This window comes from Hohaiivirga grylli, assembly GCF_039655745.1.
In the GTDB taxonomy this organism is placed as follows: domain Bacteria; phylum Pseudomonadota; class Alphaproteobacteria; order Rhizobiales; family Beijerinckiaceae; genus Hohaiivirga; species Hohaiivirga grylli.
Map to the genome: position 1 here is coordinate 350,594 of NZ_JBBYXI010000003.1, position 22,041 is coordinate 372,634.

At 48.0% G+C, this 22,041-nt stretch carries 23 protein-coding genes and 1 other RNA gene; 16 read left to right on the forward strand and 8 right to left on the reverse strand.

Translation table 11 applies throughout. The features are described from left to right. Positions 1 to 70 precede the first annotated feature (70 nt). Positions 71 to 991, forward strand: a complete 921-nt coding sequence (locus WJT86_RS09735) for a 50S ribosomal protein L11 methyltransferase (RefSeq protein WP_346337370.1) — start codon at positions 71 to 73, stop codon at positions 989 to 991. A 109-nt stretch (positions 992 to 1,100) separates the two neighbouring features. Further along, the gene (locus WJT86_RS09740) at positions 1,101 to 2,525 is read left to right on the forward strand and encodes an FAD-binding oxidoreductase (protein ID WP_407066941.1); all 1,425 of its coding nucleotides are present in this window, start codon (positions 1,101 to 1,103) and stop codon (positions 2,523 to 2,525) included. A gap of 32 nt (positions 2,526 to 2,557) precedes the next feature. Here the strand turns inward: WJT86_RS09740 and WJT86_RS09745 are convergent, their stop codons facing one another. From WJT86_RS09745 to ssrA, 5 genes are all read right to left on the reverse strand, one after another. Further along, positions 2,558 to 2,803, reverse strand: a complete 246-nt coding sequence (locus WJT86_RS09745) for a ribbon-helix-helix domain-containing protein (protein ID WP_346337372.1) — start codon at positions 2,801 to 2,803, stop codon at positions 2,558 to 2,560. Next, positions 2,800 to 2,988, reverse strand: coding sequence for a DUF4169 family protein (locus WJT86_RS09750; RefSeq protein WP_346337373.1), 189 nt, complete (start codon positions 2,986 to 2,988; stop codon positions 2,800 to 2,802). The genes WJT86_RS09745 and WJT86_RS09750 overlap by 4 nt, the downstream gene beginning before the upstream one ends. 48 nt (positions 2,989 to 3,036) lie before the next feature. Then, a complete protein-coding gene (fumC, locus tag WJT86_RS09755; protein WP_346337374.1) occupies positions 3,037 to 4,431 on the reverse strand; it encodes a class II fumarate hydratase in 1,395 nt (464 codons plus the stop codon). Between the two features lie 299 nt (positions 4,432 to 4,730). Continuing rightward, on the reverse strand, positions 4,731 to 5,312 hold the full coding sequence (locus tag WJT86_RS09760) for an SspB family protein (RefSeq protein ID WP_346337375.1): 582 nt from the start codon (positions 5,310 to 5,312) through the stop codon (positions 4,731 to 4,733). A 38-nt stretch (positions 5,313 to 5,350) separates the two neighbouring features. Further along, positions 5,351 to 5,707, reverse strand: a transfer-messenger RNA (tmRNA) gene (gene ssrA, locus WJT86_RS09765). Positions 5,708 to 5,872: 165 nt separating this feature from the next. Between ssrA and WJT86_RS09770 the strand changes: the two genes are divergently transcribed. The 6 genes from WJT86_RS09770 (at position 5,873) to WJT86_RS09795 (ending at position 11,418) form a co-directional block, all read left to right on the forward strand. Continuing rightward, positions 5,873 to 6,667, forward strand: coding sequence for a thymidylate synthase (locus WJT86_RS09770; RefSeq protein WP_346337376.1), 795 nt, complete (start codon positions 5,873 to 5,875; stop codon positions 6,665 to 6,667). A gap of 50 nt (positions 6,668 to 6,717) precedes the next feature. Next, on the forward strand, positions 6,718 to 7,254 hold the full coding sequence (locus WJT86_RS09775) for a dihydrofolate reductase (RefSeq protein WP_346337377.1): 537 nt from the start codon (positions 6,718 to 6,720) through the stop codon (positions 7,252 to 7,254). 194 nt (positions 7,255 to 7,448) lie between these two features. Then, complete coding sequence (gene hflK, locus WJT86_RS09780; RefSeq protein WP_346337378.1) at positions 7,449 to 8,600, forward strand: FtsH protease activity modulator HflK; 1,152 nt, start codon at positions 7,449 to 7,451, stop codon at positions 8,598 to 8,600. 10 nt (positions 8,601 to 8,610) lie between these two features. After that, positions 8,611 to 9,540, forward strand: a complete 930-nt coding sequence (hflC, locus tag WJT86_RS09785; protein ID WP_346337379.1) for a protease modulator HflC — start codon at positions 8,611 to 8,613, stop codon at positions 9,538 to 9,540. Between the two features lie 28 nt (positions 9,541 to 9,568). Continuing rightward, positions 9,569 to 9,757: a DUF2065 domain-containing protein gene (locus WJT86_RS09790; RefSeq protein WP_346337380.1), complete on the forward strand. Its 189-nt coding sequence runs from the start codon at positions 9,569 to 9,571 to the stop codon at positions 9,755 to 9,757. 179 nt (positions 9,758 to 9,936) lie between these two features. After that, positions 9,937 to 11,418 carry a DegQ family serine endoprotease gene (locus WJT86_RS09795; RefSeq protein WP_407066942.1) on the forward strand — a complete coding sequence of 494 codons (1,482 nt, stop codon included), beginning with the start codon at positions 9,937 to 9,939 and terminating at the stop codon, positions 11,416 to 11,418. Positions 11,419 to 11,514: 96 nt separating this feature from the next. On the opposite strand, the gene serB is transcribed toward WJT86_RS09795, so the two are convergent. Beyond that, positions 11,515 to 12,411 carry a phosphoserine phosphatase SerB gene (gene serB, locus WJT86_RS09800; protein WP_346337381.1) on the reverse strand — a complete coding sequence of 299 codons (897 nt, stop codon included), beginning with the start codon at positions 12,409 to 12,411 and terminating at the stop codon, positions 11,515 to 11,517. 34 nt (positions 12,412 to 12,445) lie between these two features. Here serB and miaA point away from each other — a divergent pair, with 34 nt between their 5' ends. The 5 genes from miaA to ilvC all read left to right on the forward strand — a co-directional run bounded on the left by miaA (position 12,446) and on the right by ilvC (position 17,852). Beyond that, complete coding sequence (miaA, locus tag WJT86_RS09805) at positions 12,446 to 13,366, forward strand: tRNA (adenosine(37)-N6)-dimethylallyltransferase MiaA (protein WP_346337382.1); 921 nt, start codon at positions 12,446 to 12,448, stop codon at positions 13,364 to 13,366. Between the two features lie 260 nt (positions 13,367 to 13,626). Beyond that, positions 13,627 to 15,387 carry an acetolactate synthase 3 large subunit gene (locus tag WJT86_RS09810; RefSeq protein WP_346337383.1) on the forward strand — a complete coding sequence of 587 codons (1,761 nt, stop codon included), beginning with the start codon at positions 13,627 to 13,629 and terminating at the stop codon, positions 15,385 to 15,387. Positions 15,388 to 15,415: 28 nt separating this feature from the next. Further along, complete coding sequence (locus WJT86_RS09815) at positions 15,416 to 16,093, forward strand: glutathione S-transferase family protein (protein WP_346337384.1); 678 nt, start codon at positions 15,416 to 15,418, stop codon at positions 16,091 to 16,093. A gap of 20 nt (positions 16,094 to 16,113) precedes the next feature. Then, positions 16,114 to 16,656 (forward strand): acetolactate synthase small subunit, encoded by a 543-nt coding sequence (gene ilvN / locus WJT86_RS09820; RefSeq protein WP_346337385.1) that lies wholly within the window; start codon positions 16,114 to 16,116, stop codon positions 16,654 to 16,656. A 176-nt stretch (positions 16,657 to 16,832) separates the two neighbouring features. Further along, positions 16,833 to 17,852, forward strand: coding sequence for a ketol-acid reductoisomerase (gene ilvC, locus WJT86_RS09825; protein ID WP_346337386.1), 1,020 nt, complete (start codon positions 16,833 to 16,835; stop codon positions 17,850 to 17,852). A 54-nt stretch (positions 17,853 to 17,906) separates the two neighbouring features. Here the strand turns inward: ilvC and WJT86_RS09830 are convergent, their stop codons facing one another. After that, a complete protein-coding gene (locus WJT86_RS09830) occupies positions 17,907 to 18,425 on the reverse strand; it encodes a DedA family protein (protein ID WP_346337387.1) in 519 nt (172 codons plus the stop codon). Positions 18,426 to 18,602: 177 nt separating this feature from the next. Between WJT86_RS09830 and pdxY the strand changes: the two genes are divergently transcribed. Genes pdxY through WJT86_RS09845 form a run of 3 tightly spaced genes read left to right on the forward strand, consistent with a single transcriptional unit; the run spans position 18,603 to position 21,065 of the window. Next, a complete protein-coding gene (gene pdxY / locus WJT86_RS09835) occupies positions 18,603 to 19,451 on the forward strand; it encodes a pyridoxal kinase PdxY (RefSeq protein WP_346337388.1) in 849 nt (282 codons plus the stop codon). A gap of 4 nt (positions 19,452 to 19,455) precedes the next feature. Continuing rightward, positions 19,456 to 20,364 (forward strand): PhzF family phenazine biosynthesis protein, encoded by a 909-nt coding sequence (locus tag WJT86_RS09840; protein ID WP_346337389.1) that lies wholly within the window; start codon positions 19,456 to 19,458, stop codon positions 20,362 to 20,364. Then, positions 20,361 to 21,065: an NUDIX hydrolase gene (locus tag WJT86_RS09845; protein ID WP_346337390.1), complete on the forward strand. Its 705-nt coding sequence runs from the start codon at positions 20,361 to 20,363 to the stop codon at positions 21,063 to 21,065. The genes WJT86_RS09840 and WJT86_RS09845 overlap by 4 nt, the downstream gene beginning before the upstream one ends. Before the next feature lie 13 nt (positions 21,066 to 21,078). Here WJT86_RS09845 and WJT86_RS09850 read toward each other — a convergent pair whose 3' ends face one another. Then, on the reverse strand, positions 21,079 to 21,909 hold the full coding sequence (locus WJT86_RS09850) for an arginase family protein (protein WP_346337391.1): 831 nt from the start codon (positions 21,907 to 21,909) through the stop codon (positions 21,079 to 21,081). Positions 21,910 to 22,041 lie beyond the last annotated feature (132 nt).

The window sequence follows — 22,041 nt, forward strand, 5'->3', positions numbered from 1 at the left end:
AATAATGGCAGTTACATTTATAATCTTATAATGTTAGATCAAATTTCGTTAATTGGGAATAGAAAAGATTATGCTTGAAGGTTTGCAACCGGCTCGGCCGACACACATCTTACGTCTGACAACGACCGAAAAGGCTGCACGGACAATTACGGATTTGCTGGGTGAGGTTTTTGATCCGGGCGAGACTGCTGTTGCCTCTTTTGAGACGGTAGATGACGGCCCTTGGTTGTTTGAAGCTTATTTCTCTCGTCAGCCTGATGAAAACGCAATTCGTGATTTGATCCGACCTTATGTTGGAGATGAAGCTGATCAGGCCGTCTTCACAACGATTGACCAGAAAGATTGGGTTGCAGCCTCCCTTGAGGGGCTTGTGCCTGTCAGGGCCGGGCGCTTTCTCATTCATGGTGCACATGATCGCGATAAAGTTCAGGAAAATGATTGGGCAATTGAGATTGAAGCTGCTCTTGCCTTTGGCACTGGGCACCATGGAACAACGCATAGCTGCCTGATGGCACTTTGGGATGAACTGAAGATACGCAAACCTAAAAATGTTCTCGATGTTGGCACAGGCACAGGTATTCTTGCTTTTGCTGCTGCAAAGGCCTTGCGTCAGCCAATTGTTGCCGGTGATATTGACCCGATTGCTATTGAAGTTGCCAAAGAGAACGCCAAACTCAATGGTATTGCGCCATGGATTCAGTTCTATGTTGGGCCAGGTACACGCAGTCCGTTAGCTCATCGTCAAGGACACTTTGATCTTGTCATGGCCAATATCCTTGCCAAGCCTCTGCGCATGTTGGCACCTGATCTGGCGTTTGTTGCGAGCAAGGACGCTACGCTGATTTTATCAGGACTGCTGACAAATGATGTTGCAGGTATTCTGTCAGCCTATGCTGCTCAGGGTTTCCATCTGCAGCGCCGTTATGATCTGGATGGCTGGGTGGCTCTGGTGATGAAGGTTGGCGGACAGCACGAAGTTCCGAATAGATAATCTTAGGAGCGCGACGTTCTGTACATTTTTCCGTGATTGCTGTTTAGGAGAAAGCTCTGCTAAGCTCAGCTTCTCCTAATGGTAAATTTAGCTGGAATGTCAGGACGAAATGATGGCTGCTCAGAATCACGTACACGAGAAACCGTCCGCTGATCGGATCAATACTGTCGTTAGTGAACTCCAGACAATGTTTGGGGATCGTCTGACAACCAATATGACGGTACGTGAGCAGCACGCCAATACTACGACATGGGTGAAACCTCAGCCGGCTGATGCGGTCGTTTATCCTGAAACAACGGAAGAGGTTTCTTCCATTGTTAAGCTCTGTGCAGCTAACCGCGTTCCGGTTATTCCCTTTGGAACCGGGACATCTTTCGAGGGGCATGTGAATGCACCTTATGGTGGTATCTGTGTTGATACCAGCCGTATGAACAATATCCTTGATATCTACGCTGAAGATTTAAACTGCCGTATTCAGCCCGGTGTAACCCGTGAAGAGCTGAATGATTATCTCAGGGATAAAGGATTGTTCTTCCCGATTGACCCCGGTGCGAATGCTGCAATTGGCGGTATGGTTGGGACACGTGCTTCGGGAACAAATGCTGTTCGCTATGGCACGATGAAAGACAATGTCCTGTCTCTGACCGTTGTCCTGCCTAATGGTGATATCGTTAAAACTGCAAGCCGAGCCAAGAAATCATCAGCTGGTTATGATCTGACACGTTTGTTCGTTGGTTCAGAAGGAACTCTGGGGATTATTACCGAGATTGTTCTTAAGCTGCATGGGCAGCCTGAGGCCATCTCGGCGGCAATATGCCCATTCCCAACAGTGAAACATGCCTGTGATGCGGTCATTGCTGCCATTCAATACGGAATTCCGGTTGCCCGTATGGAGTTGATGGATGAGTTCACAGTTCGATCTCTGAATGATTATTCAAAGCTTGATCTTCCTGTCTCGCCATTACTTCTGCTTGAATTTCATGGGACTGAACCCAGCGTAAAAGAACAGGCTGAGTTATTTGGTGAGATTGCAGCTGAATATGAAGGCGGCCCATTCTCATGGACGGTAAAGCCGGAAGAGCGCTCCAAGCTCTGGAAAGCACGTCATGACGCATTCTGGGCTGTTAAGCTGCTGCGTCCCGGTGTCAAAGATGTGCCGACCGATATCTGTGTGCCGATTTCCCGCTTGGCAGAATGTGTTGATGAAACACGGCGTGATCTTGATGAAAGCAATCTGCTTGGGCCAATTTTTGGTCATGCGGGTGATGGAAATTTCCATATTAATCTGCTGATTGACATGGATGATGCTGATGAAGTTGCCCGGATGAAAGCTTTCATGGAACGCATGGTTCATCGTGCCATTGATATGGAGGGCACCTGTACGGGTGAGCATGGCATCGGGCAGGAAAAGCGGAAGTATCTTGAAATTGAATATGGCCGGGAGGCACTTGATCTGATGCTGACAATCAAGAAGGCCATTGACCCGCTGAATATCATGAATCCGGGTAAGATTGTGACCTGGCAGGAAAAATAAGTATACGCAGAATGGCCTCTTATGAGGCCGTTTTATTTCTCAGACTGTTGTGCTGTCTCTAATTTCTGTTTGAGATTTTCCAGAACGTAAACCCGGATGGCAGATGAGAGGTTTTGTTCACCACGGCTGGAATCTATTTGTGAAATCAAAGCCCGAACAGAAATGTTCCGCTCTTCCGAGATTGACTTAAGAGCATTCCAGAAGATTTCTTCCAGAGAGAAGCTGGTCTGGTGGCCGGCAATTGAGATTGAGTGCTTAACGATATGGGCACCCTTCATTTGTCACCCTTATCTTCACGCTTATGACCATCAATAAACTTGGCTGCTTTTTCTTCCAGAAGTTTAGCTTTTTCACGCTCAGCTTTGGTTCTTCCAAAAAGAATGCGGTTTTGCTCAGCTTTCGCTTCTTTTTCAGTTTTTTCTTTTCTTTTGCGTACCTGACGCAGATTTATGATCTCAGCCATTTCTTTAACTTAGATAGGGGAGGGCTGGTGCCCTCCCGCTGAATGCTATTACTTCGGACCAAGCATATCTTCCGGACGGACGACTTTGTCAAAGTCTTCTGCAGAGACAAAACCGGATTTGATAGCTTCTTCGCGTAATGTGGTTCCATTCTTGTGAGCTGTCTTGGCAATCTTGGCTGCATTATCGTAGCCAATTGATGGTGCAAGAGCTGTCACCAGCATGAGGGACCGTTCAAGAAGTTCTTCAATCCGGTCTGTATTCGCTTCAATGCCTTCAACACAGTGATCAGCAAAGCTGATGGCGGCATCGCCGAGAATACGGATTGATTGCAGAGCAGCATTGACCATGACAGGACGGAAGACGTTCAGTTCAAAGTGGCCCTGACTTCCGGCAAACATGATCGTTGCATTGTTACCGGCAACCTGTGTGCAGACCATGGTCAAAGCTTCACACTGGGTTGGATTGACCTTACCCGGCATGATCGATGAGCCTGGCTCATTCTCTGGCAAGGACAATTCACCAAGGCCGGAGCGTGGGCCGGAACCAAGGAAACGGATATCATTGGCGATCTTGAACAGACCAGAGGCAAGGCTGGCCAGAGCACCATGTACAAAAACCAGACCATCATTACAGGCAAGAGCTTCAAACTTGTTTGGTGCTGTAACGAATGGTAGACCTGTGAGCTTGGCAACGCGTTCTGCAAATTTCTCGGCAAAGCCAACCGGGGCATTGAGGCCCGTTCCAACGGCTGTACCGCCTTGAGCGAGCGCTAAAATGCTGGGAAGTGCTTCTTCAATACGCTGAATGCCGAATTCAACCTGCTTCACATAACCTGAGAATTCCTGTCCCAGAGTGACGGGGGTTGCATCCTGTGTATGTGTACGGCCGATCTTGATGATCTTGGCAAATTCCTTTGCCTTCTTATCAAGAGACTTATGCAGATGCTTCAGGGCAGGGATAAGCTGTTCACTGATTTCGCGGGCAACAGCGATGTGCATTGCTGTTGGGAAAACGTCATTTGAAGACTGTGAGCGATTGACGTGATCATTCGGGTGAACAGGCTTCTTGGAGCCAAGCTCTCCGCCCAGCTTCAGGTTTGCAAGGTTAGAGATAACCTCGTTGACGTTCATATTTGTCTGAGTACCAGAACCTGTCTGCCAGATAACAAGTGGAAACTCATCAGCGTATTCACCCTTAACAATTTGCGCTGCAACCTCAGAAATTGTCTTGGCAAGATTTGGGTCAAGGTTGCCACTTTCAGCATTGACCTCAGCTGCGGCTTGCTTGACGAGGGCAAGGGCGCGGATCAAAGGCTGGGGCATCTTTTCGCCGCCAATTTTGAAGTTTTGAAGTGAACGCTGGGTCTGTGCACCCCAGTAGTGATCGCTGGGAACTTCGATTGGGCCGAACGTATCAGTTTCAGTACGCATTGCAGACGACATGATTTCCTCTCCGTAACAAACGGCGTTGATATCGCATCGATTGCTCTATCAACCCCCAAGCCCTGAACAGGCTGTGCTGATTACTTCAATCAGGTTATGGGCTTGTACCCCCGTCATCATCTGATGACTAGTATCATAAGGGTTTCTTTTGACGTGTTTTGTCATGGAAAGCAGTCTTGTTCTCACCCGCTAAATATGGGTGAGAGAGCCTCTAGTCCATGCATTACAATGCGTTTGCCGCCTTTGATCTGATAAAGGCCAGCTCCTTATGGTTGAAAAGACTAGTCTTTTGTCTAAGCTTATTTCTTGCGGAAAGCGTCAAGGCTGATTACTTCAGCATCGGCTTTTGAAGCATCTTTATCCGCTTCTTCCTTTACCTTCTCACCATCAGTCTCTGACTGAGCGATTGTTTCTTTATCACTTTTGGTTGAAGCGTTCTCTTTTTCCTGCTGGAGGCGGCGGGCAAATTCGGTTTCGAGCTGAATTGTTTCGGCGCTCTCGCCTTCATCATCCTCAAGCTCATCGTCATCATTGTTAAACTTGAGACCAAACTGTACGGATGGGTCAAAGAAGCCGGTCAGGGCATCATAAGGAATGTGTAGCCGTTCTGGAATATTTGAGAAGGAAAGGCCAATCTCAAAAGCATTTTCGCCAACATGCAGATCCCAGAACTGATGTTGTACGACAATCGTCATTTCCTGTGGGTACTTTTCAAGCAATCTGCTGGAAATATGAACGCCAGGATGGCCAGTATAGAAAGACACATAAAAGTGGTGATCGCCGGGCAGGCCATTTTTTGCAGCATCAGAAAGAACCTTGCGAACGACACCCTTCAGTGCATCCTGAACGAGAAGGTCGTAGCGTATCAGGTCTGTTGCCATAAAAAGTCCCCGCGATTCTAAAAGTGCCTGATAATTAAAGTGGAGGCTTCTGTTGCCAGGCGCCTCCGAGCCCCGCCTAACGGTGCAACCCGCTAGGACTTTGAATCGACTTTAGGTACCGCTTACGCAGCAACTGCAGCCGGAGCATAGTTGTCGTTTGCAACTATTGGTTAGCCCGATAACGGTGGTACAATGCCGGGCAAAAGCACACCCTTTACACCCTCGTCGATCCTATTTCGCCCCCGCCAAAACCCATTTAATCTTATGGGCTTTGGTGGAGGCGCCGGGTACCGCCCCCGGGTCCGATAGGTTTATTACGATGACCATTTATCGCCATAGTCAGCCCGAAAGCTGACCCCTTCAATATAATAGCCCCCAGCGCCAATGGAAAGGGCGAAAGGCACAGAATACAAATTTAGTCCGTGAAAACGATAACAGGCCGGGGAATAGTCCTGACAAATTCCTTCGCGGGCTTGCTGTTGGGCCATTGGCATTCTATCTGTTTATGGGTTCATTATAAGTTTATGGAGATTCGCTGCCGATGCAGCGGAAAAGAGATTATGCAACAATATCATCAGTTGCTTGAGCGCATTCTGGACGAGGGCGTTCGCAAAACAGACCGGACCGGGACAGGAACAATATCTGTTTTCGGCCATCAGATGCGTTTTAATCTGAACGACGGTTTTCCGCTGGTGACAACCAAGAAACTGCATCTTCGCTCAATCATTCATGAGCTTTTATGGTTCCTCAAAGGTGATACAAACATTGGTTATCTCACGGATAACAATGTCACTATCTGGGATGAATGGGCCGATGAGCAAGGCAATCTTGGCCCGGTATATGGCAAGCAGTGGCGGTCATGGGCAAAGCCTGATGGCGGCACTGTTGACCAGATAAGCTGGGTTTTAAATGAAATCCGCAACAATCCGGATTCCCGCCGTCTTGTCGTTTCAGCGTGGAACCCCGCTGATCTGGACAAAATGGCGCTTGCTCCGTGTCACTGCCTGTTCCAGTTTTATGTGGCTGATGGCAAGCTGTCATGTCAGCTTTACCAGCGTTCGGCAGACGTCTTTCTCGGCGTGCCTTTTAATATCGCGTCTTACGCTCTGCTGACCCATATGATTGCTCAATCAGTTGGCTTGGGTGTTGGTGATTTCGTTCACTCTTTTGGCGATGCCCATCTTTACATCAATCATCTTGAGCAGACGAAACTGCAATTGAGCCGTGATTTCCGGCCTTTGCCTACTCTCAGGTTAAATCCGGATGTGAAGAACCTGTTTGATTTCAAATTCGAAGATATTGAAATTGAAGGATATGATCCGCATCCGGTCATTAAGGCGCCGATTGCAGTATAATATTCTGCGTCTCTAAGAGGTGCATCCTTAATTTAAATAGGAACAGATATATGACTTTGCCGCTCTTTATCGTTGTTGCCGCTGCTGACAACGGTATCATTGGTAGCGACAACCAGCTGATATGGCATATTAAAAGTGACTTGAAGCACTTCAAGGAACTAACCCTTGGCAAACCCATGATTATGGGACGCAAGACTTATCAATCGATCGGTAAACCATTGCCAGGGCGCACAACAATTGTGCTCACGAGAGACGCAGGCTTCGCGGATGAGGTGCGCCCATTAGGCGTTGAAACCGCTGACAGCTGGGAAAAGGCAGTTATTCTTGCTCAGGATGCTGGTCGGCAAATGGGGGCAGACGGCATTGCTATTGTCGGTGGTGCAGAGATTTATGCCCTGTCTTTGCCCGATGTTCAGGCCATTCATCTGACAGAAGTTCATGCAACACCTGAAGGTGATACGCGTTTCCCGGAATTTGATCGCGAGCAGTTTTCAGAAAGCTACCGTGAAGAGCATAAAGCTTCTGACGGTGACGAATATGACTTTTCGTTTGTCGGGCTTGTACGAAATAACTTCACTAAATCTTGAATTCCGGTTCAGGATTCCCCACTTGCACATTAGGTGTAAATGCTTGAAAGATAAGATTCAAAACTAGGACAAGTCTTTCAAGCGTAAACATTCGGTAGATGACCCGTCAAAAGGCTCATATGCTGAAGACCAGTTTCATGCCATTGCGGCATAGGCTTATGCCTTGCACACTAACGGATGAGGAACGGCGATAGATGCCTTGGAGTAACCAAAGCGGTGGCCCTTGGGGCCAAAAAGGCGGATCAGATAAAGGGGATAAGACCCCTTGGGGATCCGGAGGCAATGGCGGTAATAATGGTGGAGGCGGTAATAACAATCAGCCACCTAATCTGGAAGAACTTATTCGTCAAAGTCAGGATAAGCTGAAAAATATTTTCGGCGGTAGCGGTGGCGGCCGTAATGGCGGCACCCCTGCAAAGCCATCTCTGGGTGGCAAAGGCGCTTTGTTTATCGTTTTAGCAGCTGTTGTTGTCTGGCTGCTGACAGGTATTTATACCGTTCGCCCGACTGAAATGGGCGTAAACATGATTTTTGGCCGTTACACTGGCTCTACAGGTGAAGGTCTGAACTATAACCTGCCGTATCCTATTGGTCAGGTTATCAAGCAGGACGTGACGACACAGCGCCGGACTGAGATTGGTCTGGGTAACCGTGATCAGCGTAATACACTTGGTGAAAGCCTGATGCTGACTGGTGACGAAAACATCGTCGATGTTTCGTTCTTCGTTATCTGGCAGGTTGATTCTGCGAATGTTGATAAATACACATTTACGTTGGCAGACCCGGCAGAAACCGTAAAGGTTGTTGCTGAAAGTGCCATGCGTGAAGTTATTGGCCGCAGCAACATTCAGTCAATCATTACAACGACTGATCAGAGTGCCACAGCCCAGAAGGTTCAGGATACCATTCAGCAGGCTCTTGATAGCTATGGTGCCGGTATTCTTGTTCGTGCTGTTCAGGTCAGTGCTGCGGTACCACCGGCACAGGTCCGTGAAGCCTTCATGGATGTGAACGCTGCGCAGCAGGATGCCGTTCGTGCACAGAACGATGCAGAACGTGACGCCAGCCAGATCGTGCCAAAAGCACGCGGTGAAGCAGCTGAGATTATTCAGAAAGCAGAAGGTTACAAAGCGCAGATGGTTGCAGAAGGTACCGGTCAGGCCGTTTACTTCAAAGATCTCTATGCTGCCTATGCAACAGCTCCGGATATCATCCGTCAGCGTATTTTCCTTGAGACCATGGAAAATGTTCTGAAAGATTCAAACAAGGTCATTCTTGATCAGAAAGCTCAGGGTGCAGGGGTTCTTCCATTGCTGCCACTAGCCCAGCCGGACGCACGCAAGTAAGGAGCGAACCATGAGAAACTCAACAATTCCCGGGATTGCCCTGATTGCTCTTGTTATTCTTGGCTTCATTGGCATCAACTCCGTCTATGTTGTACGCCAGACGGAATACGCACTCGTTCTGCGGTTTAACGCTGTTCGTGCAACAGCAACAAACCCAGGTCTACACTTCAAGATGCCATTCATCGATAACGTTCACTTCTTTGAAAAACGTGTCATGAGTCTGGCTCTGCCATTGCAGAATATTCTCTCGATTGACCGTCAGTATCTTGATGTTGATGCATTCGTTCGCTTCCAGATTACGGATCCTCTGAAGTTCTATCAGGGTGCAACGAATATGGATCGTGCGAAGCATTTGCTGACAGGATTTGCGAACTCTGCCATGCGTCAGATTCTTGCAAGTTCTTCACGTGATGCGATTGTGCGGACAAACCGCTCAAACCTGATGAAGAACATTCAGGATCAGATGAAGATGGAAGCTGCTTCCATTGGTGTTCGCATCGTGGACATGCGTTTGACACGCGTTGATCTGCCAACTGACAACAGTAAGGCTGTGTTTGAACGAATGGTGTCTGAGCGTCGTCGTGAAGCTGCGGATATCCGTGCTCAGGGTGATCAGAAAGCTCAGATTATTCGGGCGAAAGCTCAGCGCGATGCAACGGTTATCATCGCTGAAGCTAACCGCCAGTCTCAGGAACTGCGTGGTCAGGGCGATGCCGAGAAGAACCGTATTCTTGCTGAAGCTTTTGGTCAGGATGCCGAGTTCTTTAACTTTATCCGTTCAATGCAGGCCTATCAGGCAGGCTTTACTGCCGATAAAACCAACATGGTTCTGAGTCCGGATTCTGAATTCTTCCGGTATTTCCGCGATCCAAAGGGTGGTGGTAAGCCTGCCACTCCAAAACCTGTTCCAGCACAGCCTGCACCTGCAGCCGGCCAATAAGCTGGCCTGCGAGCATATCGCTTAAGCTATGATGGATTTACTGACTGCCCTCGGTCTCGTTCTGGTGATCGAGGGTATTTTATTTGCAGCTTTCCCTATGATTACCAAACGCTCTATGCGTGTGGTGTCGCATACGCCGGCCGACCAGCTTCGTTATGCTGGAATAATCGGAGCAATTATTGGTGTCGCTATCGTGTATGCCGTTAAAAGCTTATGAAACACGGATCTCTCGTAGCTGAATACGTTATGCTTTCCACCAGCTGTACGTAATATTACAAGTCTTTAACTTGCAAAGTTGTTCTAAAGACAAATAATAACACGTGATGAGAATAGAATATTCGGCTAGCGTGAATTACGCAGCCGTAATTAATTTATTTTAAGTAAGAAGGAACGCAGATGTCTCGACTTCTGGATTATCCGACACGTTCAAGCCGTTTACTTGCAAAACAGGCTTTTGCCATTGCTATGGCTTTCATGATCACACTCAGCTCTGGTGTTGCTTTTGCACGCAGTGGGCCTGAGTCTTTTGCTGATCTGGCAGAAAAGGTTATGCCGGCTGTTGTTAATATCTCGGCTTCAACAACCGTTGATAACAAGAGTGAAAGCAAGAAGTTTTCCATGCCGCAAATGCCGCGTGGAACACCATTTGACGATTTGTTTGAAGAGTTCTTCAAGCGCCGTGGAATGGGTGAGGGCATGCGTCCACGCCGTTCAAATTCACTTGGTTCGGGCTTCATCATTGATGCCTCTGGTATCGTTGTGACCAATAACCACGTGATCGGTGATGCCAATGACATCACAGTTATTCTACATGATGGTACACGCCTGAAAGCTGAAATCGTCGGTAAAGACTCGAAGGTTGATCTGGCCGTTCTGAAAGTTAAATCAGATAAGCCGCTTCCCTTCGTAAAGTTTGGTGATTCCGACAAGCTGCGTGCTGGTGACTGGGTGATTGCAATCGGTAATCCATTTGGCCTCGGCGGAAGTGTGACCGCTGGTATCGTTTCTGCCCGTGGCCGTGATATCGGTTCCGGCAGCTATGATGACTATATCCAGACAGACGCAGCCATCAACAAGGGCAACTCCGGTGGTCCTCTGTTCAATGCAGATGGTGATGTTGTCGGTATCAATACTGCTATTCTGTCCCCATCAGGTGGTTCAGTTGGTATTGGTTTTGCCGTTCCAACAGCTCAGGCTATGCCAGTTGTTGAACAGCTCCGTGAATTCGGTGAAACCCGTCGCGGCTGGCTCGGTGTTCGTATTCAGAATGTTGATGAAGCAACGGCTGAGGCTCTTGGTCTCGACAAGGCAAAGGGTGCTCTCATTGCTGGCGTTGAAGACAAGGGACCTGCAAAACCAGCTGGCATTGAAGTTGGTGATGTCATCGTCCGCTTTGATGGCAAGGATGTAAAAGATATCCGTGATCTGCCACGTCTGGTTGCTGCAACACCGGTTGGTAAAGCTGTCGATGTTGTTGTTGTTCGCAAAGGTAAGGAAGAGACCAAGAAAGTAACGCTCGGTCGTCTCGAAGATGGTGAGAAGGCTGCTGGTGGTGATAAGCAGGATGCTAAGCCACAGGTCAATGATACACTCGGTCTTGAACTGACAGCTCTGAATGTAGAACTTCGTGCCCGCTACAACATCAAGGATGATGTCAAAGGTGTTCTGATCACTCAGATTTCAGATGATTCAGTGGCTGCTGACAAGCCAATCCGTCCGGGCGACATCATTGTCGAAGTTGGTCAGGAAGCTGTTTCTTCTCCAGCTGATGTTGGCAAACGTATCGAAGCCGTAAAGAAGAGTGGCAAGAAGTCTGTGCTTCTTCTGCTGGCGAACGGTCAGGGCGAAGTCCGCTTCGTTGCTCTGCCACTGAAGTAAAATGACATAGTCTTAAATTTAAAAGGGCAGCTGAGAGGCTGCCCTTTTTTTATTCTAGGGTTATCAGAAATAGTTCTACTCATTCCGATACGTCATCTAGAGTTCTGTGACGATATCCTGCGATTCATACCCTTGAATATAGATGAGGGCAGAGAGATCGCTGTAGTTGATGCGGGCATGAGCAGCCTTTGCAACAGCAGGCTTTGCATGATAGGCAATGCCAATTCCGGCTTCCTGCAACATGGCAAGGTCGTTGGCGCCGTCTCCGACTGCCATTGTATCTTCTTTTCCAAGGCTAAACTGAGAGCGTAGCTCAACCAGAGTTGCCAGCTTGGCTTCTTTCCCGATGATCGGGTCATCAACCTGTCCGACCAGTTTACCATCCGTAACGATCAGCGTGTTTGAACGGTGCTCATTAAAGCCAATCATGGCACCAATTTCGCTTGTGAAGAGGGTGAAGCCCCCTGAAACCAGACAAGTGTAAGCGCCGTTCTTTCGCATGGTGCGGACAAGTTCTTTGCCGCCTGGAGTTAAAATTAGGCGTTTCTCGATAATCTCGCCAACAACGGAAATGGGTAAATCTTTCAATAATGCAACGCGTTCACGTAAAGCTGGTTCAAATGCAATTTCTCCGCGCATGGCGCGTTCTGTTATGTCGGAAACCTTTTCTTTCAGGCCAACAAAATCTGCAAGCTCATCAATGCATTCCTGCCCGATCATGGTTGAATCCATATCAGCGAGAAAGAGCTTCTTGCGGCGATTGGCAGCTTTTTGAACAATCACATCAATAGGTGCAGAGCCTAAAGCCTCTCTGATGGCAACCTCCACTCTGCTAATATCATCTGAAACAGAAAGTGGAATGTCAGCAGCAATTCCCTCAGCAAGCCAGATTGCCTCTTGCTTTTCACCCAATGTTTGCCGCACAAGCGCAACAAGGTTATTTTCCAAAACTGGATTTTTAGGGTTGGATACGAGCGTAGCGACGAGAGACATGGGCTGGACCTGTCAAAGGGAGCAACAATAAATCATGATCGACGCTGTTCTCATTGCAGGGCCGACAGCATCTGGCAAATCTGCCATTGCATCCCGACTGGCAGAGTTGTTCGACGGGGTGGTTATAAATGCTGACTCTATGCAGGTCTATTCCGATCTGAGAATTATTACGGCACGTCCGACTATTGAAGAAGAGGCACAGGTACCTCATCGGTTATATGGCACGGTTGATGGTGCTGTGAACTATTCTGTTGGACATTACCTTAAAGATATTGAAGCTGTGCTTGGTGAAACTAGGCAGGCAAAGAAGCTGGCCATCATTATTGGGGGGACAGGGCTTTATTTTAAAGCGCTTCTGGAAGGGCTGTCTGCAGTACCTCCTGTGCCTGATGAGGTGCGTGAGACCGTCAGAAAACTATCAGAAGAGTTAGGTCAGGATGCTCTGTATCGCTATCTTGCTGAGCGTGACCCTGAAGGTGCAAAACGTTTGCAGCCAGCGGACAGTGTGCGGGTTCAAAGAGCGCTAGAGGTATTCAAGGCAACAGGCCGGACATTGTCATCCTTCCACGATGAACGTGTGCCGGGATTGTTGTCCCAAGCCAATGTCATAAAAGCTTTTCTCAATCCTGATCGTGAAAAACTGAAGAGCACAATTGATCTCCGCTTTGAAAAGATGATGGATAAGGGAACTCTGGATGAAGTCCGCGTTCTGAAAGAGCGTAATCTCGACCCGATGTTACCCATTATGCGTGCCCATGGCGTGCCGGGTTTAATCGACTATCTGAATGGCTTATGCTCACTGGCAGATGCCGTTATTCGCGGGCAGGCAGATACACGGCGTTATTCTAAAAGACAATTCACCTGGTTCCGCCATCAGATGTCCGATTGGCAGTGGCTTTCACCGGAGGTCGCAATGTCACATCTGGAGAACGCATTGAAAATAAAGGAATATTGAAAAAATATTAGCGCTATGATCAAAAAGTAATGATTTTCGCTTGACCCGTTTTAAACAAATCGCTACGTTTCCACGCAACTTTAATTCTCAGAGCGGCAAAAATGCGCATTGTTCTTATCGTGATTAGAAAGCCATCGACGGAGCGGGTGTGACCCGAAACTCTGGCGGTGGCGTGTAGGCTCCTCTTAGGGGCCTTTTTTATTGGCTAAATCAATACTGATAGATGATAAGACAAGCAGGAAAAGAGGACGGAGCGGACAATGAGCGAGACGATGACCGGAGCCGAAATGATTATAGAAGCCTTGGTTGACCAAGGTGTTGAAGTGATATTCGGTTACCCCGGGGGCTCCGTGCTACCTATCTATGACGAGTTGTTCCAGCAGAACAAAATCCGCCATATCCTCGTTCGTCATGAGCAGGCTGCTGTCCATGCTGCTGAGGGGTATGCCCGTTCAACGGGTAAGGTTGGCTGTGTTCTGGTTACTTCCGGTCCCGGTGCGACCAATGCTGTCACAGGGCTGGCCGATGCCATGCTCGACTCTATCCCGATCGTTTGTCTCTCGGGACAGGTTCCGACACATCTGATTGGGTCTGATGCGTTTCAGGAATGCGATACCGTTGGCGTTACACGTCACTGCACAAAGCATAACTATCTGGTCAAAAAGATCGAAGATCTGCCGCGCGTTCTTCATGAGGCCTTTTATGTTGCTGCAAACGGCCGCCCCGGGCCTGTTGTTGTTGATTTGCCGAAAGATATTCAGTTTGCAAAGGGGCAGTATGCTCCACCAGCAGATAACAAGCATAAGACCTATAAGCCCATTTTGAAGGGTGATATGCAGCGTATTGAGGCGGCAGTTGACCTGATGATTTCAGCAAAGCGCCCAATCCTGTATACAGGTGGTGGGGTCATCAATTCCGGTCCTAGAGCTGCAGAGCTTTTGCGTGAACTGGCCCATATGACAGGATTTGCAGTTACATCAACCTTGATGGGGCTCGGAGCTTATCCTGCTTCTGATCCGCAATTTCTGGGTATGCTGGGTATGCACGGTACCTTTGAGGCTAATAATGCCATGCATGATTGTGATGTTATGGTTGCAATCGGTGCACGGTTTGATGATCGTGTCACGGGACGGCTGGATGCCTTTGCTCCGGGTTCAAAGAAGATTCATATTGATATTGACCCGTCTTCAATCAATAAGAATGTCCGCGTTGATATCCCGATCCTCGGTGATTGTGCGCATGTTCTTGAAGACATGATCTCTGTCTGGAAAAGCAAAAATCCGCAGCAGGATAAGTCAGCTATGAAGGCTTGGAATGCGCAGATTGAGCAGTGGCGCAGTCGCAACTGTCTTGCCTATCATAATTCCAAAGATGTCATTAAGCCTCAATACGCGTTGCAGCGTTTGCAGGAGCTGACAAAGGATCGTGATACTTATTTCACAACTGAAGTTGGCCAGCATCAGATGTGGGCAGCACAGTTTCTGAAGTTTGAAGAGCCAAACCGGTTTATGACTTCAGGTGGTCTGGGAACCATGGGTTATGGCTTCCCGTCAGCTGTTGGTGTCCAGCTGGCCCATCCAGAGGCCCTCGTTATTGATATTGCCGGTGAAGCCTCCATTCAGATGAATATTCAGGAGCTGTCGACTGCCATGCAGTTTATGCTGCCGGTTAAGATATTCATTCTGAATAACCAGTACATGGGTATGGTTCGTCAGTGGCAGGAGCTGCTGCATGGTGGCCGGTACTCGCATTCCTACAGTGAATCTTTGCCTGACTTCGTGAAGCTTGCTGAGGCTTATGGTGCAGTTGGTATTCGCTGCGATAATCCGGAAAATCTTGATGCGTCTATCATGCAGATGATTGATACGAACAAGCCGGTTATCTTCGATTGTGTTGTCGATCCGAATGAAAACTGCTTCCCGATGATCCCATCGGGTAAGGCTCATAATGATATGATCCTGGGTGATGCTGTGAAGGATATTGGTTCTATCATTGGTGAAGAAGGCAAGAAGCTCGTTTAAGAGTGGCTGATCCGCTTGGGAGGAATCAATGCCGACACTAGTTATTGGTAATAAATGTTATTCATCATGGTCCTTACGCCCTTGGCTGCTTCTGCGGCAGCTGGGAAAGGACTTTGATGAAGTCATAATTCCACTCGATACGCCGCAAACACGGGCTGAGATGCTGAAGTACAGCGAGACTGCGCGCGTCCCCGTATTGAAAGATGGTGATATAACCGTTTGGGATAGTATCGCCATTATGGAATATGCCGCAGATGCCTGGCAGTTACCTGTCTGGCCTGCAAAGCAAGCTTCTCGTGCTATGGCGCGAGCTGTTTCAGCTGAAATGCACTCTGGTTTTACAGGGCTTCGCAGCGCATGCCCCATGAACCTTGGTAAGAGATATGCCCGGAAAGATCGTGGTGCTGCGGTTGCGGCAGATGTTGCTCGTATTGAGAGTATCTTCCGCACTGCGCGTCAGGCACATCAGGCAGAAGGGCCTTTTCTGTTTGGTCAGTTCTCTGCCGCCGATGCGATGTTTGCACCCGTTGTGACACGGCTTGATACTTATAATATCCCGGTTTCTGATGATACGCGTCAGTATATGGATACAATCCTTTCCCTGCCTGCTTTTAAAGAGTGGCTGGCCGCTGGCCTGAAGGAAACATGGATTGTACCAAGTGATGAAGTTGATGAAGAACCAACCGAAATTTTGCGGAAACTGTGACGTCAGGAATGGATAGAAACATGAATGCGATGAACACCCACTATCCGGAAGCAACTTTTGAGGAGCCGATTAACCGGCACACTCTGGCGGTTATCGTTGATAACGAACCGGGGGTTCTAGCCCGTATTGCAGGAATGTTCTCTGGTCGTGGCTATAATATCGAAAGCCTGACTGTTACAGAGACAGAGCATGAGAGACATATCTCCCGTATTACAATTGTTACAGCGGGAACGCAGGCAATCATCCAGCAGATCAAGAGTCAGCTGCACAGACTTGTACCCGTTCATCGTGTCGTTGATCTGACAATGAACGGTGCGCCTATTGAGCGTGAAGTTTGTCTGGTCAAAGTCATTGGCAAGGGGGAGCATCGTGTTGAAGCTATGCGTCTTGCTTCGGCCTTTGGCGCTAAAACCCTCGATGCGACACTTGAGTCATTTATTTTTGAACTGACAGGGAATACGGATGAGGTTGATCGGTTTATTCGCATGATGACAGCCGTCGGCCTTTCTGAAGTTTCCCGTACGGGTATTGCAGCCATGGCGCGAGGAATGGCCGAGGCGTGAAGAAGCCGGTTGAAAAGAACCGGCGGTGAAAGAATTTGGCATTTTATGTCAATTTAAAGCTTGCTGATGTTGTTTTATTTTTCTAATTCAGCAAGTTTGGATTAATCATTGCGCTGAATGTTGTTTTCAGTGTGCCACAACGAGAGCTGATGCTCTCATAAGAAGAGGAAGAAACCATGCGCGTCTATTATGATCGCGATGCTGATATCAATCTGATCAAGGGCAAGAAAGTTGCTATTGTTGGTTATGGCAGTCAGGGGCACGCGCATGCTCTCAATCTGCGCGATTCCGGTGTGAAGGAAGTCGCAGTTGCTCTTCGTAAGGGCTCTTCTTCTGCAGCCAAGGCTGAGAAGGAAGGCTTCAAGGTCATGGACGTATCAGAAGCCGCAAAGTGGGCTGATGTTGTCATGATGCTGACACCTGATGAACTTCAGGGCGATATCTATCGTGATCACCTGCATGAAAACATGAAGCAGGGTGCTGCCCTCATGTTTGCTCATGGTCTGAACGTTCACTTCAACCTGATTGAACCACGTGCTGATCTTGACGTTCTCATGATTGCTCCAAAGGGTCCTGGTCACACAGTTCGCTCAGAATATCTGCGTGGTGGTGGTGTTCCAACTCTCATGGCTATCTGGCGTGATGCTTCCGGCAATGCCCATGATCTTGCCCTGTCTTACGCTTCTGCCAATGGCGGCGGCCGTGCTGGCATTATTGAGACAACCTTTAAGGAAGAGTGTGAAACCGATCTGTTCGGTGAGCAGGCTGTTCTTTGTGGTGGTCTGGTTGAACTCATCCGCGCTGGTTTCGAAACACTGACTGAAGCCGGTTATGCTCCGGAAATGGCTTACTTCGAATGTCTGCACGAAATGAAGCTGATTGTTGACCTGATTTATGAAGGCGGCATCGCCAACATGAACTACTCAATCTCCAACACAGCTGAATATGGTGAGTATGTCACTGGTCCACGCATCATCACACCTGAAACAAAGGCTGAGATGAAGCGCGTTCTCACAGACATCCAGAATGGTCACTTCACACGTGACTGGATGCTTGAAAACAAGGTCAACCAGACATCCTTCAAAGCTATTCGTGCCCGCAATGACAGTCACCCAATCGAACAGGTTGGTGCTCGTCTTCGGGACATGATGCCTTGGATCAAGGAAAAGGCTCTGGTCGACAAGAACAAGAACTAATCAGCTCCAAGGACTAATCAGTTCTGTGAGAAACCCCGCTTCATGCGGGGTTTTTTATGCCATCAGCCAGGTCAGGCCTAAGCCCGGAATGAGCAGGCCAATTGCCCAGATGATTGCCGATGCCACGTTGGCGATCATGAAAGGGATAAACGGCATTGTGAATATACCGGCAAAAAGTGGGACAACGGCTCTGAATGGACCAAAAAAACGCCCGATAAAAACAGCCCATATACCGTGTTTTTGGATGAAAGCTGAGCCTTTCTCTACCATCTGTGGGTTACGAGAAAGGGGCCAGACACGGAAGACAGCGTATTTATAATATTTGGCAATTTCGTAGGAGACCCAATCACCAAGTGTTGCGCCAAGAGCTGCTGCTCCGGCGATCGGCCAAAAGTCCAGATTTGCGGATGCAATCAGGGCACCAAGCGCCAGAAGAATTGTCGAGGCTGGTATGACAAGTGAGACAACAGCCAGAGATTCTCCAAATGCCAGTAACCCGCATACCAGAGGCGCAAGATGAGCATTATGCTGCACAAACAAGATAACCGGATCTGTGAAACTCTTGATGTCCATTGGGCCTCTGAAAACGCTGGAAGAGCAAATTCTTTTGCTTTACGCTAAAAAATACAATTGCTGAGATAATGTTCTTAGCATTAGAAAACATTGTTATTATATGTCGATACTCTAGGTAGAAGCTTCAACAGGGCTTTGTGTCTTTTCAAAGAACTTCAAAAATATATGAGTGAAATCATGAATATTCTGTCTATCCAGTCGCACGTCGCTTATGGCCATGTTGGTAATGCTTCTGCTGTTTTTCCAATGCAACGACTGGGTGTCGAAGTCTGGCCCATTCATACTGTGCAGTTCTCAAACCATACCGGTTATGGTGACTGGAAGGGCCGTGTATTTGATGGGCACTCGATCGAAGAGCTAATTGACGGAATTAGTGACCGTGGTGTCCTTGGTTCATGTGATGGTGTCTTGTCAGGCTATATGGGGTCTGCCGATATCGGGACAGCCATTTTATCTGCGGTCAGCCGGGTTAAAAAAGCAAACCCGAAAGCCTTGTATTGCTGTGATCCGGTCATTGGTGATGTTGGTCGCGGTATCTTCGTCCGTCCGGGTATTCCCGAGTTTATGCGTGATAAAGCTGTCCCGATGGCTGATATCATGACTCCAAACCATTTCGAGCTTGAGAATTTAACCGGAATGGAAGTCAAGACGATTGATCAGCTTAAGCTTGCAATCACAACTCTATCATCAATTGGCCCCAAGGTTGTTCTGGTGACATCGGTCAACACGGCAGACACTCCAAGTGATCAGATTGATCTGGTGGCTGGTGAGGGAGGCCGGTTCTGGCGCGTTCGCACACCAAAGCTTGATTTGAGCATCAATGGTGCAGGTGATGCCATTTCAGCCTTATTCTTTGTTCATTATATGCGTAGTGCTTCAGCAGGTGTCGCTGTGGCAGAAGCAGCCTCTTCTGTTTATGGGCTCCTGAAAAAGACAAAAGAAGCTGGAGCCCGTGAGATTCTGACCGTATCGGCGCAGGATGAGTTTGTAACACCAAGCAACCGCTTTGATGCCGTGGAGATATAGTGAAATGGGCTCTCGTCGTTATGTCATTCTTGATGTCTTCACCCAAAATAGCCTGACAGGTAATCCTCTGGCCGTGGTTCTTGATAGCGATGGTCTTAATGATCAGGATATGCAGGCCATTGCGCAGGAGTTTAATCTCTCTGAAACGGTCTTTGTTTTACCTGATACATCTGGGCGGAAACGTGCACAATTACGCATATTTACACCCGGTATGGAATTGCCTTTTGCAGGCCACCCAACCGTTGGGACAGCTTTTTTACTTGCGTCAATTGATCAGCAGGGTCAGCCAGGTAGTGTTGCTTTTGGGCTCGATGAGAAAATTGGTACAATCAATTGTGCTGTTGATGTTGAAAGTGCTGAAAAAGGTTTTGCCCGCTTCCGCCTGCCTCAGCACGCTGAGCGCTGGGGTGAGGGAAGAGATATTGCGGCTTGTGCCTGGGCACTTGGACTAGAGCCAAAAGATATTGGTTTTGATCGACATGAGCCAAGCCGATATACGGCTGGTGTCACATATGATTTTATCCCTGTCGTATCAGTTGAAGCTCTCTCACGGATTAAAATCAATAATGAGGCCTTTGATAAGGTCTTTGGTGATGATGGTCGTGGTTCTATTTATGCCTATAGTCGCGATGGCTCCGGGACAGACAGGCGTTTCAGGGCGAGAATGTTTACGACTGGGATGGGCTTCAGTGAAGACCCTGCAACTGGTTCAGCGGTTGCTGCTTTTACAGGTGCTTTAATGCAGTTTGAACCTATGGGAGATGGCAAACATAATTTTGCAATCGGGCAGGGGTTTGAAATGGGTCGTCCAAGTGAGCTTGCCCTTGAAATGGTGCTTGAGAATGGTGCTGTAAGCTACTCTGAAATTGGAGGTTATGCTGTTGTGACAGCACGGGGTGAGTTAGTGTTATGACAGATGCTCCTTCGGTTTTATGGGTAAAGAAACTTGATACATGGGTTGATGATACCTCATGGGAATGGTCTGAACAGAATAGGGCTACCATTGATCTTGCCTGGCAGGAGATCATTAAGAAGAAACCAAAGTTTTTCAATGGCCAGATATTAATGGCTCGGAATTGGAAAACAGAAGCGGATTGTTCTTCTGCAACCTACTTCAAAACAGATTTTGCCAGTTTTCTGAAATGGTTTGATGAGGGTATTCCAGATACAGGTATCATCAATGGTTTTGCTCTTGCCGCACTACGCAGCAAAGATGGTGCCTATATCTGTGGTGTGATGGGAGATCATACTGCGAATGCAGGGAAAGTTTATTTTCCAGGAGGAACGCCTGATTTAAGTGATATTCGTGAAGGTGGCTTTGTTGATTTTCTCGGGAGTGTTACGCGTGAGCTTGAAGAAGAGACGGGTCTGACGCCTTCAGATGTCGAGATTTCTGATGACTGGATCGTCGTGACACAAAGCCCATATCTGGTTTATCTGAAACCCATGCAGCTCAATGTTGATGCAGACGAGGCGATTGAGCTTTTGATACGCAACATTTCCGCTCAAAAAGATCCTGAACTGTTTGGTTTCAAAGCCATTCGCTCAATGGCAGATGTTAATGAAACCGTGACGCCTTACCTCCATACGTTTTTCAAGAAGATATTCGAATAAGGCTGATATGGGCCTAGGTGGTTTTGTTTCTTAAATAGTTCAATACGGGGCTTAGGGCATTTACCAGCTGTGTTGCCAGAACATTCTGTTCTGTAACAGTTTCCTGCGTTTCAAATTCTGAAATCTCCAGTCCAATGATATCACCTCGTGTTGCAAGCGCATCAAATACTGAGTGTAGTTGTGCCATGGTGATACCATTGGGGCAGACGTATTCTGCGGGTAATTCACTTGGGTCAAAGACATCGCAGTCAATGTGAATATAGACAGGTCTGCCAGCCAAGGCATCCAGCATACTTTGTGGATTGAGCTCTGATGGTGAAAGAGCAGGGAGGGCGGCTTTGGAGATCAGTTCCTGTTCTGGCGGATCGATATCACGAGCGCCAGCCAGTGCAATATTCTCAAGCTTTAAACCTTTTCCCAAACCGCTTTCCCAAAGTCCGGCGGCCGCAGCCAGTACCATTCCTCCCAGATAACCGCTTGCCGTATTTTCGGGAGTGTTCAGATCAGGGTGCGCATCAAACCAGATTATGCAGGCGTCCGGGTATTGTTGCGCAATAACCGGAATTGTCGCCAAAGCTGCGGTGCAGCGTGGAATTGTTGTGACAGGTATCGTGCCATTTTCTACAATGGCTGCAAGATGCTCTGAAAGCTCCCTTAAACCTGCTCTTGATGCCTTAAGCTCTGCCTCCCATCCTTCATAGGCAGCAGGTGTAGATTTGCCAATAATTTCTGGCTGGAGAGTAAGGTACTTTGCAAGCTTCTTTGCAAGTGCGCGTGCGCCCGGTGTGCCTTTACCATTGCGATCGCCACAACGTCCCTGAAATGTTGTTAATGTAATTGCCATAATACACTCCCGATCGGCGGCTAAATGCCACAAGCTTTGCTATGAGTAAGCTCATATATAATTTAATGCAGTCTGTTTTTATCGCCAGACGGCAATGAGATATTAGAAAAAATATTTTTTATTGCAATTTTT